This is a genomic window from Empedobacter tilapiae, from assembly GCF_004785645.1.
GTDB classification, from domain to species: domain Bacteria; phylum Bacteroidota; class Bacteroidia; order Flavobacteriales; family Weeksellaceae; genus Empedobacter; species Empedobacter tilapiae.
Genome location: NZ_SRPE01000008.1, coordinates 115,722 through 130,569 on the forward strand (window position 1 = coordinate 115,722; position 14,848 = coordinate 130,569).

A 14,848-nucleotide genomic window follows, 5' to 3' on the forward strand; every position below is an offset into this window, starting at 1 on the left:
ATATATATATAAAATGAAGTTTAATTATTAGGAATAATATAATTTAGTTGGGTTGTTCTAGTTTGTTTTTTTTATATTGATAGAAATAAACTTATTTTTTTGCTAAAATAAAGTTTAATAATTTAAATAAATACGAATAAAATGTATTTTCACTTATTTTATTGAGACAAAAAAACCTCGAAAATTCTTTCGAGGTTTATAATTATTTGATTGAATATATTTATTATTCAGAAATACTTGGAACTGTTACCAATTCATCTGTTTCCACATCATAATCAATTTCGTCATAGTTGAAGCCAAATAATTGGAAAAATTCATCACGATAACCTTTGATATCAGAAATCTCGTTGATATTTTCAGATGTAACAATTTTCCATAAATCGTCAACTTCTTTTTGAACATCTTCGCGCATTTCTAAATCGTCAATACGAATACGTCCATTTTCGTCTAAAGGAATTTGTCCGTTAGTTGTATATAAACGTTCTTCGAATAAACGTTGCATTTGCTCAATTGTTCCTTCGTGAATGCCTTTATCTTTCATTACTTTGTATAATAATGATACGTATAAAGGTACCACAGGAATAGCAGAACTAGATTGAGTGACTAATGCTTTGTTGACAGAAACGTAAGAAACACCATTCAAATCAGCTAATAATTCATTCAAAACAGGAACTGTTTTTTCTAAATCATTCTTAGCCATACCAATAGTTCCATCTTTGTAAATTCTATGTGTTAATTCTGGTCCGATATATGAATAAGCAACTGTTTTTACACCTTCTGCTAAAACACCAGCGGCTTTTAAATCTTCCATCCAAAATTTCCAATCTTCACCTCCCATAACAGCAATTGTATTATCAATGTCTTCTTGAGAGTCAATAGGATTAATAGTAATATCAGTAACGTTTGCAGTATGGAAATCTACTGTTTTATTTGTAAAAGGCTCTCCAATAGGTTTTAAAACCGAAGAGTGCACAACTCCTGTTTTAGGATGAGTACGACGAGGAGAAGCTAAACTATACACAACTAAATCTACTTGACCTAAATCTTTCTTGATTAAATCAATCGTTTGTTGTTTTATTTCATCTGAGAAAGCATCACCATTAATACTTTTTGCATACAAACCAGCAGCGTGTGCTTCTTTCTCAAAGGCTGCAGTGTTGTACCAACCAGCAGTTCCTGGTTTTTTTTGAGCAGCTGGTTTTTCAAAGAAAACTCCAATTGTAGCTGCGTTATATCCAAATGCTGCTGTAATACGAGATGACAGTCCAAAACCTGTCGAAGCACCAATAATTAAAACTTTTTTTGGTCCTTCGGTTGAAATATTTTTTGATTTTATGTACTCAATTTGATTGTGAACATTTTTAGCAGTCCCTTCAGGATGAGTGGTAATGCAAATAAAACCTCTTGTTCTTGGTTGAATAATCATTATACTTAATTTAGTCGCATAAAATTATAAAATAAATTCAATATAACGAAAAGTTCTGTTTCATAGCTGAGAAAAAAATAAAGTTCCTCGATTAGGAATTATGATTTCATTTTGTTATATTTACGAATCTACTAAAAACCTACTACCTATGAAAGATATTCATATAGGCTCTTTAATAAAAAAAAGAGTTGATGAACGGGAGATTGATACTTTTAGGATTTTAACTTTCTTTAAATCTTATACAGAAAGCGAAATAAAAAAACAGTACAAAAGCCAATCTATAAAAACAGATGATTTGTTAAAATGGTCTAAATTATTAGAATATGACTTTTTTAGAATTTATACCCAACATATAATTCTATTTGCTCCAATAAGTAAAACCAAAAAAATAGATTCTATTAAAAGTTCAGCTTTACCTAATTACCGTAAAAATTTATATACAAAAGAGATTATAGATTTTGTTTTGGATTTATATGTGAATGAAAAAAAGAAAATTCAAGAAATTTCAAATAAATATAATATACCTAAAAATACCATTCATAATTGGATAAAAAAATATTTACCTAAAAATTAAATCTAACTCTTATGAAAAAACCAAACTATCAAAAAATCTATCAAGATATTATTGAAAAAAAATTTCCTGATAAATTAGGACAAACTAAAAAATTATTAAAAAAAGAAATGAATGTTTTAGATGTAATTAAAATTTCAGAAATATTAAACTCTGAACAGATTTCTGAAAATAAAAAACATAGATCATACGATTTGAATTCCATTTTAAAGATTTTAACTTTTCAAAAAAATAATAATTACACTAATACATTGACAGCAGAAAAATATAGAATTAGTAGAAATACTGTTTCTAAATGGAGAAAAATTTACGGATTTTAAGTTTTTTAAAAAAAAGCTCAATCTAAAGATTGAGCTTTTAAAATACTTTAAAAAAACTATATAAAAAATTCGATTAGAATTTAATATCTTCTGTAGTTGCGATTAAATCTTGGATTGTTTCGCGACGACGAATTAAATAATCCTTGTCGTCAATTAACAAGACTTCCGCAGGTTTGAAACGCGAATTGTAGTTCGAAGCCATCGAGAAACAATATGCTCCTGCATTATGGAAACACAATACGTCTCCTTCACTAATTTCATTTATTTTACGATTTGATCCAAACGTATCTGTTTCGCAAATGTATCCCACAACTGTATAATAACGGCTACGACCTTCTGGATTCGAAATATTTTCAATTTCGTGATGAGCACTATAAAACATTGGACGAATTAAATGATTGAAACCTGTATCAATTCCAGCAAAAACAGTAGAAGTTGTTTGTTTCACAACATTTACGGTTGCTAAGAAAGATCCTGCTTCAGAAACCATATATTTTCCTGGCTCAAACATTAATGTCAAAGGCTTTCCATAGGCTTTTTCGAACTCATTGAAACGAGCTGATAAACGCTCACCTAAATATTCAATATCCGTTTCGTCTGCTCCTGGATAGTAAGGAACTTTAAATCCTGATCCAAAATCAATGTAAGATAAATTCTTGAACTCTGCTGCAACTTCAAATAAAATTTCAGCACCTTGCAAGAAAACATCAATATCCAAAATATCAGAACCTGTGTGCATGTGAACACCGTCTAAATGCAGACCTGTATTTTCTACAACACGTTTGATATGTGGTAATTGGTGAATAGAAATTCCGAATTTTGAATCAATATGTCCAACCGAAATATTTGCATTTCCACCTGCCATAATATGTGGATTGATACGTACACAAACTGGATATTTAGGAAAATCTTGACCAAATGTTTCTAAAACCGAAAGGTTATCGATGTTGATACGAACACCTAAATCAATTGCTTTTTTAATCTCTGTATACGAAACACCATTTGGCGTATAAATGATTTCTTTTGGCTTGAAACCTGCCATTAATCCTAATTCTACTTCTTGAATAGAAACTGTATCCAATCCTGAACCAAGTGATTTGAAATACTTTAAAATATTAAGATTTGTATTTGCCTTACATGCATAATTTAACTTTAAACGTTTGACTGTAGAAAATGCATTCGTCATCTTTTCATATTGCGATCTAATTTTGTTCGCATCGTATACATATAATGGTGCACCATATTTTTGCACCAATTCCAATAGACGTTCTCTATTCAGTTCCATTTTGTTTATTTTTTTGTTTAAAGTTAAATTTCAGTTGCCAAAATTACGGAATACAAATGGTTTTCTGAAGAAAATTCAAAATAAACTTATTATAAAATGGTTTTTTTGAATGTTGTTTTGAATTGTGAAATATATTTTGAATATTATTCATTAAAGAGTGTTTTAATACCTCCACCATTCTTTGAAGTTGAAGACCGAATCGTTCAAATTTAGTGGTTCACCAATCATAGGTGTTAAAATATCGAAGTGATTTTGCTTACCGTTTACCATAATTTTCTCCAAAGGTTCGTCCCATGCATGTTTTGCTAAAGCAAATTTTGCGGCATGAACAGGAATTATATGTTTAGCTTTCAAATCCTTGATAATTGTAGGTAAATCTGATGGTAAAGCGTGAATGTATTTCCATGCATCATTATATTGACCATTTTCGAGAATTGCAAAATCAAACGGACCATATTGTTCTCCAATTTTTTTGAAATGAGTGTCATAACCACTATCACCACCCAAAAATATTTTTTTAGTAGATGTTTCCAAAATATAAGAAGTCCAAAGTGTTGTGTTTCGCTTAAATTTTCGACCAGAAAAATGACGTGCTGGTGTAAAAGTAATTTTTAAATTATTTTTTAAAGCTACACTTGTGTTCCATTCTTCTTCGATTAATTGATCAGGCGAATAATTCCACTTCTCGAAATGCGCACCAACTCCAAGAGGTAGAATCACTTTATCTACTTTTGAGCGTAATTCTTTCACCGTTTCATAATCTAAGTGATCGTAATGATCGTGTGAAATAACCAAATAATCGATCTTTGGAAAATCCTTTGCGTGATACGTATTTGCTCCTTTAAACGCTTTATTGAAAATGGGTAAAGGTGAACCATAATCACTAAAAACAGGATCGATTAGGAAATTAACACCATCTAATTGAATATAATAAGACGAATGTCCCAACCAAATAAACACATTTTCAGATTTATCAATAGATTTGATATCCGTCTGAACATGGGGAATAGAATCTTTTGGGTTGAGTTTCGGATTTTTTGCACCAAATAAAAACGAAATCATTTCTTTTTGCATACTATAACCTTCTGCCATAGCTGGCGTGTGATGTATATTTTGAAATTGTCCATCTTTGTATAACTTCGATTGTTTCATTCGTTCCAATCGTTTTCCAGTTGCATCAGCACCAAAAGTATCCATTTGTAGAATAGCAAAAGTTGCAATTACAAGAATTAAAATCAAGCCTAATAGGAAGTAAAGCATTCGTTTAAAAACTTTTCGTTTATTAATTTTTTTCATTGATGGTCAAATTTATAAAATTCTTGGATTGTTTTTGAAATAATATATCTTAAGTAAATTGTAACATTTGTAACTTTCATTCTAATTTAGATTTATCAACTTTGTACACGTTTTAGAAAAAATACAAAATGGAATTTATCTTACAACCTTGGCCATGGTATATTGGCGGACCAATAATTGCGATTGTAATGCTTTTATTGATTTATTTCGGAAAAAGTTTTGGATTTTCATCAAATTTCAGAACGATTTGTTCTGCTTTGGGAGGAGGAAAATCATGTGATTTTTTCTCGTTTGATTGGAAAGCTCAAAAATGGAATTTATTATTCTTAGTTGGCGCAGTAATCGGAGGTTTTGTTTCGGTACATTTTTTATCAGATAATCAAATTCCTGAAATTTCAGATGCTACAATTGCTAAATTGAATGCAATGGGATTCGAAAGTGCAGGGAAAGTATATTCTCCAACCGAAATTTTCGAAACGATGTCTGTTAAAAATATTGCGTTATTATTTGTTGGTGGATTATTAATTGGTTTTGGAACGCGCTACGCAGGAGGTTGTACATCTGGGCATGCGATTTCGGGTTTAAGTGACTTACAATTACCATCATTAATTGCTGTTATCGGCTTTTTTATCGGTGGACTTTTGATGGTTCACGTTTTGTTTCCTTTAATTTTTTAATCTTATGAGAAGTTTAGTTTATATCATATTAGGTGTTATCTTTGGTGTAACCATGTACAAGGCAGAAACGGCCTCTTGGTTCCGCATTTTCGAAATGTTCAATTTTCAATCTTTCCATATGTACGGATTTATCGGTTCGGCTTTGGTTGTTGGTTTGATTGGAATACAATGGATGAAAAAGAAAGAAGCAAAAGATATTGATGGAGAAAAAATTGTGATTCAACCCAAAACAAAATCAATTGCACGTTATTTAATTGGAGGAATTTTCTTCGGATTAGGTTGGGCTTTGGTTGGCGCTTGTCCTGGACCAATATTTGTACTATTAGGAGCAGGAGTTTATCCAATTTTAATTACAATTGTAGGCGCATTAATTGGTACTTTTCTTTACGGAAAAATTAGAAACAAAATCCCACATTAAACATGATAAAAGAGAAAATAGAAGCAACTTATCCATATCAATTTGAAGATGAATTATTGAATGAAATTGATGATCTAGGATCTTTGATAGAATTTAAAGCAAATGATGTGATGATTGATTTAAATCAATTTATCAAAGGAATGCCAATTCTTTTGAGTGGTGCAATCAAGATTATGCGTGAAGATTTTGATGAAGGAGAACTATTGTTGTATTTTCTCGAAAAAGGTGATACATGTGCGATGACGATTGCGTGTTGTTTGGGTGATAAACAAAGTAAAATACGTGCTGTAGCAGAAACTGATGGAGAATTGGTAATGATTCCGATTGTAAAAATGGACGAATGGTTGGCAAAATATCCTTCATGGAGACGTTTTATTTTTGATAGTTACAATAATAGAATGGAGGAAATGTTAGTAGCGATTGACAATTTAGCTTTTAATGATATGAACGAACGTTTGAAAAAATATCTGTTGGATGTTGCAAGTATCAATAAAGGTAAAGTTGTGGTAAAAACACATCAAGAAATTGCTTACGAGCTCAATACTTCTCGCGTTGTTATTTCTCGTTTGTTGAAAGCTTTAGAAAAAGAAGGTTTCCTTCAACTAAACCGAAACGAAATTACGATAAAGTAAGAAATTATTAAAAAAATATAAAAAGGAAGCTCAAGTAGAGAGCTTCCTTTTTTTGTACGAGAAAACAATTTATAGTAGAAAAATTTTCTAAAAATAATATCATTTGTAACAAATGTTACAATCTATTTTGATACGGTCAATTACTTTTGTTTTTGTATTTGATAAAACAAATGATTGCCCGTATAGTTTATTTTGGATTATTGCTATTTACTTTTTTTCCTTTTGTAGAGTCGTCTGTGGCGTTACTTTTAGGGATTGGTTATGGTTTAATTTTTCAGAATGAATTTGGGGAAATCTCAAAACGATATTCAAAGAAATTATTGAATATTGCAATCATTGGTTTAGGGTTAGGTTTGAATCTTCACGAAGCAGTTTCGGTAAGTAAAGATGGATTTTTTCTCACTTTTATTTCTGTGTTAAGTGTTTTTACATTAGGATTTGTATTCTACCGATTATTAAAAATCAACAAGGATACATCGCTGCTGATTACTTCGGGAACTGCTATTTGTGGAGGAAGTGCTATTGCTACAATTTCTTCGGTTCTACAACCAAAAGCCAATCAAATTACCATTGCCATGGCAGTTGTGTTTGTGTTGAATGCGATTGCGTTAATGATTTTTCCGTTTATTGGACACTATTTTCAGTTGTCGCAATACCAATTTGGTTTGTGGTCAGCAATTGCAATTCATGATACAAGTTCAGTGGTCGGTGCAGCTAAACAATATGGTGAGCAAGCTTTAGAAGTTGCAACAACTGTAAAGTTGAGCCGAACATTATGGATTTTTCCGTTGGCTTTATTAATTGGTTATTTTAACAAAAAAGAGAATTCTTCTTACAAATTTCCTTATTTTATTATTGGTTTTATTGCAACAATGCTTATCGCTACTTATTTTCCTCAAGGCGAAAAAGTATATCATATTTTACAAGGAATTTCGAAACAATTAATGGTTGTTGCTTTATTTATGATTGGCTCGTTGATTAACTTACAATCCATCAAACAAGCAGGTTTTAAAACCTTATCATACGGAACCCTGCTTTGGATTTTTATCTCCATTTTATCTTTGGTTTTGGTTTTAAATTGTTTTTAAAATCTCTATTCTCTCTATTTTTAGTTCTGTAACATTGGTTACTGTCGATTGTGTTTTAGAAACTTAACTTTGCTTCAACAAATTAGAAAAGGTTAAACCATAAAAATATTATCATATGTTTTTTCAACACATTTTTGAAAAGTCTTTGGCACATTCAAGTTACCTTGTAGGTTGTCAAGCAAAAGGAGAAGCAATTGTAATCGATCCCAAAAGAGATATTGATACATACTTAAAAATAGCAGAAGAAAATAAGCTAAAAATTACGCATATTGCCGAAACGCATATTCATGCTGATTATCTTTCTGGTAGCCAAGAGTTAGCTTATGTAACAGGTGCAAAGATGTATTTGTCTGATGAAGGAGGAGAAGATTGGCAATACGATTTTGAACATATTGCATTAAAAAATGGCGATAAAATAGAAGTTGGCAATCTAATTTTCGAGGTGATGTATACGCCAGGTCACACGCCAGAAAGTATTAGTTTCTTATTAACAGATACACCTGCAACGAAAGAACCAGTTATGATTTTTACTGGAGATTTTGTTTTTGTAGGAGATATTGGTCGTCCAGATTTATTAGAAGAAGCAGCTGGATTAATTGGTACTAAAGAAGTAGGAGCGAAGCAGATGTTTGAATCGTTGAAAAAATTTCAAGCATTGCCAGATTATCTACAAGTTTGGCCAGCACATGGAGCAGGTTCTGCTTGCGGAAAAGCTTTGGGAGCTGTGGCAAGTACAACGGTTGGTTATGAGAAAATCAGAAATTGGGCGTTGCAATTTAATTCGAATGAAAAAGGATTTGTTGATTATTTATTGGCAGATCAACCCGAAGCGCCAGCATATTTTGCAATGATGAAAAAGCTGAATAAAACAAAACGTCCTTTGTTGATCGAAGTTCCGAAATGGACAAAGTTAACATACATCGAATTTGAAAAAGCGAAAGATTTTGGAATGAAAGTGATTGATGCGCGTATCAAAACAGATTTTTCTCAATTACATTTACCTGGTACATTTAATATTCAAAATAATAAAACGTTTAATACTTGGATGGGTTGGATGGTAAATTATCAAGAACCAATTGTGTTGATTGTAGAAGAGGACGAAGTAGAAGAAATGACGCGAAAATTAATGCGAATAGGTTTGGATAATGTCTATGGTTATATCACTCCAACAGATATGTTGAGTAATTTTAGTTCTTTACAATCTTCTATTTTAATCGACGCAGATACAATGGAAAATTACATTGGAAATGATGAGGTTCAGATTTTAGATGTTAGAGGAGAAGCAGAATTTAAAGAAGGTCATATCGAAGGAGCGAAGCATATTTTTGTCGGTTATTTACCAAAAAGATACAATGAATTAGATCCAACTAAAAAAATTGCTTTGCATTGTCAAGCTGGAGATCGAGCAACGATTGCACAAAGTTTTTTGGAATCGAAAGGTTTTGAAATTGAAAATTATAGTGGAGGAATTGCTGATTGGAAATTGAATCAAAAACCATTAGTGAAATAATATGTTTTTCAAAAAGATTTTAAAAATGTTGACATCAAATTCGAATGTAGAAAATTATTTACAAGAAGGTGCTTTATTGTTAGATGTTCGTACAAAAGCAGAGTTTTTGGTGGGACATCATGCAGATGCGATGAATATTCCGTTACAAGAATTAGAAGTAAGATTAAAGGAATTACCAAGCAAAAAAATTATAACAGTTTGTAGAAGTGGAGCTCGTAGTGCGCAAGCAGCAACAATTTTAAATAAAAATGGATTTGATGTAATAAACGGCGGTCCTTGGCAAACGATAAAATAAGTGTAATAATATCTAAATTTTAAAAATGGATTTATTGGATAAAATACAAGGAAATGGTTATTATTTGATTGATTTTTATGCAGATTGGTGTGCTCCATGTCAATTACAACTTCAGTTTTTAGAAAAATTGAAAGAAAAATTTCCTGAAAATGTAGAAATTATAAAAATAGATGTAGATAAAGACAAAGTAAGTACTATTCAATTTGATGCAATGTATCAAGTAAATGGAGTACCAACTTTGATGCTTTTTCATCAAGGAAAGCTACTTTGGAAACATTATGGAGTAAAGTTTGAAGATGATTTACAGGTAATTGTGAAACAATTTTTGATATAAAAAAGACAGTAGTTGCTTAATAATTCTTCTTAGAATCAAGTGCAACTACTGTCAAATTATTTTCTTACTCTTACTTTTTTTTCACGTATTTTTTTGGACTTTTTTTGAATTCAACTTTACAGCTTTTACTACAAAAACCATAAATTTTCTTTTGATAAATTGCAGTATCTGTTAAGAATTGTGCAGTATTCATTCCACAAATAGGATCTTTCTCGTTTAAAACTTTTACTTTTAGTTTTTGTTGAGCAAAAATTGAAAAAGAGATGATGAAGAATGTTAATATTAATATTTTTTTCATTGTTATTGATTTTTAGATTGAAATAAATTGTAATTAAAAAAGAAACCTATTCTGTTTTTTACTTCGATTTCTCCCGAATTTAAATCAGAAAGTATAGGTTGAAAATATTCTATACCAAAATTAAATTTTCGAGCAGCTACTTCTAATCCTAATTTCGCAAATTGAGCTTTTCCCTTAGATTTTGGAATCGTCTCCCCAAATTGTTCATTTTTATAATAAAGTTCATTTTGAAAACCGACTTTTCCAAGTAATTTTAATTCATTGTTAATGAAAAGATGTTGTAATTGAATTAATTGATTCCATTGATCTCCAAATTTATATTTCTTCTTATTCTCTCCTTTCAAGTTGTAGTCTGTTACTAATTGTAAAGTCGAATTCTTATAAGCTAATTGGTAATTTATTGCAAACTGAGTATCCCAACTTCCTGTACCTAATTGAAAACTAGGATTGGTTGTTTCAGCATTTGCTTGATTAAATTTTGCGATTGGAATTTTTAAACCTATTGCAGCACTTAATCCATGTTTTAGCTCATTAGAACTTGTATTTGATTTAATGACTTTAACTATTCCCATCATATTTAAATCTCCAATACCAGAAATAGAAGAAGAGTTTTTACCTTCTTTATTATGAAAATGGTAAGGAATACTAGCATTGATGTCAATTCTATTATTTATTGGAATTCTCGCCCATAATTGAATAGTATTGAATTGTTGCTTTTGTGTTCTTTTATTAGAAAAAGCATCTTCTTTAGCTTTATAATATTGATGAAGATAACGAATACCAATGAAATTTGAATTTATAAGATTTTCAATTCCATTTGAGGTTGAAGTCGCAGAACAACCACAAGCATCACAATCTAATTCTAAATCATATAAATGAGAGACTACAATAGAATCATTTTCTGTATGAGCAAATAATGAAATGGGTGTAAACAATATAACGAAAAATAAATTGATATATAATTTCATTTGAATAGATTTAAAATTCTGCATAAGCAGGATTATTAATAAATGAGTAATCAGTTAATGTTTTTAGAAAAGAGATAATTGCTTTTTTTTCTTCTTCTGTCATAGGAATTCCAATTCGATTATTTTGTTTGAGTTGTGAATCCAAATTTTTATCATTTTGTACACCTTCTGAATAAAAATTCAAAACAGCTTCTAAACTATAGAATCGTCCATCGTGCATATAAGGTTTGGTTATTTCAACATTTCTTAAACTTGGAACTCTAAACTTCATAAAATCAGTAGAATCTAATGTGACACGATATAAACCTCCATCTTTGTATTGTTTATTATAATACATTCCTATATTTCGAAAAGACTCATCTGTAAAAAGTGTTCCTTTATGACAGCTTGAACATTTCTGTTGAAAAAGTTGTAAACCTTTTTTTTCGGTTTCGATTAAATTCGCCTCTTTCCTTAAAAATTGATCATATTTAGAATCTTTCGATACAACTGAAGCCATAAACTGTCCTAATGCGCTGAGAATACGATTTGCATCGATTTTATCATCTCCGAAAGCATTTTTAAACATTTTTCGATAAGAAGAATCTGATGATAATTTCTTAATGATTTCGGGAAAAGTTGTATCCATCTCTTCTTCAGCTGTAATAGGAGAAATTGGTTGTTGAGCTAAATCATGAATAACGCCATCCCACATAAATCGATTTAGAAAAGCCAAATTTTGAATAGGAGGAGCATTTCGAATTCCTAATCGATCATCAATCCCATGGCTAACAGGATGTCCGTGGTGAGTAAAGGCATTTTCTTGAATATGGCAAAAAGCACATGAAATAGTATTATTTCTAGATAATCGACCTTCATAGAATAGTTTTTTTCCTAACTCAACACCATTTTTAGTTAACGGATATTTATCTGTATCAAATGTTATTTTAGGAAAATAAGAAGGAGTTTCTAATTGATAAGGTTCATCAACGATCTGTCCATAATCAATATCATCATCATTACAACTTAATAAGATGAATAAGCTGAATATAATTGTTATTATTTTATTCATTGTTTGTAGAATTATGCGGTGTTTTATAAACACCGCTATAAACTTTATTGATTTTTTTCATCGTTATGTACATGATCAACTCGAAACATATTTTGTATGTTCTCTGTTACCAATTGTGCAAAGTTGGAAGATCCCATAATATTATTGTTCGACTCATCTAATGTCAATTTATGATCACCACTTAAATAGGTATTCAAATTTGCCATAATATGAATAGATGGCTTAATTTTAGAAGTCACTCGTGCAGATGTAGGTAAATCTAATGTTACTTCTCTATATAAATCTTGAACATTATTTTTGTTAATATCTCCCATATTTCCTGTATGAGTTAAGAAGAAAGTATCAGTAGTAGTTTTCCCATAAAGACCTTCTATTTTAAAGAAAACATAACCAGCAGCCCAAGCCCAAGTCATTCCATTTTTCTTTGCTTTTTCCCAAAAAGTAGCTTGTCCAGTCTGGCCTAATAAATAAGCTTTCTGAGATACACCAAGTCCAAAACGTACTTTTGTATATTTATTTTGAGGAATATTATCCAAATTTAAATAAACGACATTAGCTATTGCAGAATCTTGATTAATAACAAAAGCGCCTTTGTCTGGATCATTTTTATGATAATCAAATTCATTTCCTTTTTCGTCAATTAATGTGATGTTAGAAATGATATATTTTAATGTTGTTAATTTATGTTTTTGTCCACTTGATGAGGTTTGTGTTGTTTGATCTAGAACAATTCCTCCTAAATTATCAAATCCATTTTCAAACTTTAATTGAATTTTACCTGTTTCAGTTGATTTAATTTCAGAGAAATCATCATCGTTGTTGCAGGAAGTAAATAAAGTAAATAATGCGATAAATGATAAGTTTAAAAAATATTTGAATGTTTTCATTGTAATAATTGTTTAATTTTTTTGAATAAAAATGCTGTTGGAAAACAATTATTGTTCTCCAATACTAGATATTTGTTATATTAATTAAACAATTGCAATTGGAGGTTTTAGATATTTAAAAACCCAATCGATAGAATAGGATGATTGCCAAAAGAATCGATGTTTTATTTTTACAATAAAATCTTGAATAAATGGAATATCTAAGCATTCGAAATGTATATAAATTTCTGCAAATCGAATATTCTTTACTAAAACTGAATCAGATTGTTGTTCTGTTTCTTTTAGTTGCTTCGATAAATAACATTTTCCATTGCATTGCATTTCTGGTCGCTCTTTATTGATACAATATTCATCAATAATCTTCTCCTGAGTACTAATGAATACAGTAAAAGGAATTAATGATCGAAAACCAATTAAAAGCACGAACAATGCAATCAATAAACAATTGAAACTTTTGACAAATCTTATATGAAATGTCAATTTGATTAAATGTTAATGAGATAATAATTTGATAAATAGGGATTATTTATCAAATAGGAGGCTGAAGTTGTTGATCCAATTGATATTGAGTTTCGAAAGCTAATTCGAAAGTCGAAACTTTGTTAATAGGTTTTATAAAGGTAAATGTATAGATTTCTAATTTAGCTTGATAAATAAAATAATCTATAGTACGTAAAGAAACTTGAATTTTATTATCATCATTTTGTTCATCATGAATAGTTTTGGAAATCTGTTCTTTAAGATAACATACTCCATTACACATCAACTCTGGACGTTCTATGTTAATACAATATTCGTTAGAAATCTTATCATAATTCACTAAATAGTCAATAACAGGTAGCAATGGTCTACAAGTTATTAAAACGACAGTTATTATGAAAAGGTAAGATTTCAATTCCTTAAAATTTTTATAAAATTAGACAATTTTTATTTAATTAGAAAATGAAGATTATCAGTTTTTCTCAGAAATTGAATTCAAGTTGCTTTTAAAATAATATTAGGAAAATAATCTTAAAAGGGTTATATTTTTTAGATTGAGAAAGATATCGTAGCTTTGTTATATCATTTTCATGAAAATTATGACTAATTATATCGACATATACAGAAGAAACAACCAATCTTGGTTGTCTTTGTCGTTGGCATATTTGCATGATGATACTTTCTTAAGAAGCTCAAAAGAGTTTATCAACTAATCCCTGTTACGATCCAAAGCAGGGAACCTTCGATTTATTTAATTATCAATTATTTCAATTTTCTGGAAAGAGATTTGTATCAAATAGTAGCGTTTTAGAATTTCATGTCATTTGATATTTGGATCTTAAAAATCTACTCCAAAATATTGAAAAGTTAACGAAGAATTTATCATAATGACAACGAATATAATTTTAACAACAGGTTTATATGATTTAATTAAAGATCATTTAAGAAGAAAAAGAGTAACAAAAGATCAAGAAGATATTTTAACGAATGAATTGAGACATGCAGAGCAAATTCTTCGTCGAGATTTATCAGAAGATATTGTTTCAGTTGGAAAGAAAGTTACAATTAAAGAATTAACTTCAAATGAAGAATATCAATTAAATTTTGTAAGTCCAGAAAAAGCTAAACCTAAGAAAAATCGCCATTCTATTTTGATGGATGAAGGTTTGGCAACTATTGGATACAAAAAAGGTGATGTAGTAGAGTGGCCAACAGAAAAAGGAACAAAAAAGTATGAAATTTTGAATGTAGAAACTGTAGCTTAGTTTCTTAATTGAATAGAAAAACCGAGCAAGTTTGCTCGGTTTTTATT

The 14,848-nt window shown here is 29.9% G+C and carries 19 protein-coding genes; 10 read left to right on the forward strand and 9 right to left on the reverse strand.

What is annotated here, in order from left to right; all coding sequences use genetic code 11:
• Positions 1 to 223 precede the first annotated feature (223 nt).
• On the reverse strand, positions 224 to 1,426 hold the full coding sequence (fabV, locus tag E4J94_RS12180) for an enoyl-ACP reductase FabV (protein WP_135836079.1): 1,203 nt from the start codon (positions 1,424 to 1,426) through the stop codon (positions 224 to 226).
• Positions 1,427 to 1,574: 148 nt separating this feature from the next.
• Between fabV and E4J94_RS12185 the strand changes: the two genes are divergently transcribed.
• Complete coding sequence (locus E4J94_RS12185; RefSeq protein ID WP_135836080.1) at positions 1,575 to 2,000, forward strand: transposase; 426 nt, start codon at positions 1,575 to 1,577, stop codon at positions 1,998 to 2,000.
• 11 nt (positions 2,001 to 2,011) lie between these two features.
• On the forward strand, positions 2,012 to 2,317 hold the full coding sequence (locus E4J94_RS12190) for a helix-turn-helix domain-containing protein (RefSeq protein ID WP_135836081.1): 306 nt from the start codon (positions 2,012 to 2,014) through the stop codon (positions 2,315 to 2,317).
• 73 nt (positions 2,318 to 2,390) lie between these two features.
• On the opposite strand, the gene lysA is transcribed toward E4J94_RS12190, so the two are convergent.
• Both lysA and E4J94_RS12200 read right to left on the reverse strand, forming a co-directional pair.
• Entirely contained in the window at positions 2,391 to 3,602 is a 1,212-nt protein-coding gene (gene lysA, locus E4J94_RS12195) for a diaminopimelate decarboxylase (protein ID WP_135836082.1), read from the reverse strand.
• A gap of 162 nt (positions 3,603 to 3,764) precedes the next feature.
• Positions 3,765 to 4,898, reverse strand: a complete 1,134-nt coding sequence (locus tag E4J94_RS12200; protein ID WP_135836083.1) for an MBL fold metallo-hydrolase — start codon at positions 4,896 to 4,898, stop codon at positions 3,765 to 3,767.
• A 128-nt stretch (positions 4,899 to 5,026) separates the two neighbouring features.
• Between E4J94_RS12200 and E4J94_RS12205 the strand changes: the two genes are divergently transcribed.
• The 7 genes from E4J94_RS12205 to E4J94_RS12235 all read left to right on the forward strand — a co-directional run bounded on the left by E4J94_RS12205 (position 5,027) and on the right by E4J94_RS12235 (position 9,852).
• The gene (locus E4J94_RS12205) at positions 5,027 to 5,575 is read left to right on the forward strand and encodes a YeeE/YedE family protein (protein ID WP_135836084.1); all 549 of its coding nucleotides are present in this window, start codon (positions 5,027 to 5,029) and stop codon (positions 5,573 to 5,575) included.
• Between the two features lie 4 nt (positions 5,576 to 5,579).
• Positions 5,580 to 5,993: a YeeE/YedE family protein gene (locus E4J94_RS12210; RefSeq protein WP_135836085.1), complete on the forward strand. Its 414-nt coding sequence runs from the start codon at positions 5,580 to 5,582 to the stop codon at positions 5,991 to 5,993.
• A 2-nt stretch (positions 5,994 to 5,995) separates the two neighbouring features.
• On the forward strand, positions 5,996 to 6,625 hold the full coding sequence (locus E4J94_RS12215) for a Crp/Fnr family transcriptional regulator (protein WP_135836086.1): 630 nt from the start codon (positions 5,996 to 5,998) through the stop codon (positions 6,623 to 6,625).
• 170 nt (positions 6,626 to 6,795) lie between these two features.
• Complete coding sequence (locus E4J94_RS12220) at positions 6,796 to 7,713, forward strand: YeiH family protein (protein WP_246034322.1); 918 nt, start codon at positions 6,796 to 6,798, stop codon at positions 7,711 to 7,713.
• 115 nt (positions 7,714 to 7,828) lie between these two features.
• A complete protein-coding gene (locus E4J94_RS12225; protein WP_135836087.1) occupies positions 7,829 to 9,223 on the forward strand; it encodes an MBL fold metallo-hydrolase in 1,395 nt (464 codons plus the stop codon).
• 25 nt (positions 9,224 to 9,248) lie between these two features.
• Positions 9,249 to 9,518: a rhodanese-like domain-containing protein gene (locus E4J94_RS12230; protein WP_246034323.1), complete on the forward strand. Its 270-nt coding sequence runs from the start codon at positions 9,249 to 9,251 to the stop codon at positions 9,516 to 9,518.
• Between the two features lie 25 nt (positions 9,519 to 9,543).
• Positions 9,544 to 9,852 carry a thioredoxin family protein gene (locus tag E4J94_RS12235; protein ID WP_135836089.1) on the forward strand — a complete coding sequence of 103 codons (309 nt, stop codon included), beginning with the start codon at positions 9,544 to 9,546 and terminating at the stop codon, positions 9,850 to 9,852.
• 70 nt (positions 9,853 to 9,922) lie between these two features.
• On the opposite strand, the gene E4J94_RS12240 is transcribed toward E4J94_RS12235, so the two are convergent.
• The 6 genes from E4J94_RS12240 to E4J94_RS12265 all read right to left on the reverse strand — a co-directional run bounded on the left by E4J94_RS12240 (position 9,923) and on the right by E4J94_RS12265 (position 13,900).
• Entirely contained in the window at positions 9,923 to 10,150 is a 228-nt protein-coding gene (locus E4J94_RS12240; RefSeq protein ID WP_135836090.1) for a YHS domain-containing protein, read from the reverse strand.
• Between the two features lie 2 nt (positions 10,151 to 10,152).
• Positions 10,153 to 11,118, reverse strand: coding sequence for a hypothetical protein (locus E4J94_RS12245; RefSeq protein WP_246034324.1), 966 nt, complete (start codon positions 11,116 to 11,118; stop codon positions 10,153 to 10,155).
• Between the two features lie 10 nt (positions 11,119 to 11,128).
• On the reverse strand, positions 11,129 to 12,169 hold the full coding sequence (locus E4J94_RS12250) for a cytochrome-c peroxidase (protein WP_135836092.1): 1,041 nt from the start codon (positions 12,167 to 12,169) through the stop codon (positions 11,129 to 11,131).
• A gap of 44 nt (positions 12,170 to 12,213) precedes the next feature.
• Positions 12,214 to 13,056, reverse strand: a complete 843-nt coding sequence (locus tag E4J94_RS12255) for an MbnP family protein (protein WP_135836093.1) — start codon at positions 13,054 to 13,056, stop codon at positions 12,214 to 12,216.
• Positions 13,057 to 13,140: 84 nt separating this feature from the next.
• Positions 13,141 to 13,536 carry a hypothetical protein gene (locus E4J94_RS12260; protein ID WP_136527205.1) on the reverse strand — a complete coding sequence of 132 codons (396 nt, stop codon included), beginning with the start codon at positions 13,534 to 13,536 and terminating at the stop codon, positions 13,141 to 13,143.
• A 49-nt stretch (positions 13,537 to 13,585) separates the two neighbouring features.
• Positions 13,586 to 13,900: a hypothetical protein gene (locus tag E4J94_RS12265; RefSeq protein ID WP_135836095.1), complete on the reverse strand. Its 315-nt coding sequence runs from the start codon at positions 13,898 to 13,900 to the stop codon at positions 13,586 to 13,588.
• Between the two features lie 523 nt (positions 13,901 to 14,423).
• Here E4J94_RS12265 and E4J94_RS12270 point away from each other — a divergent pair.
• Complete coding sequence (locus E4J94_RS12270; RefSeq protein WP_135836096.1) at positions 14,424 to 14,801, forward strand: GreA/GreB family elongation factor; 378 nt, start codon at positions 14,424 to 14,426, stop codon at positions 14,799 to 14,801.
• The last annotated feature ends 47 nt before the right edge of the window (positions 14,802 to 14,848 follow it).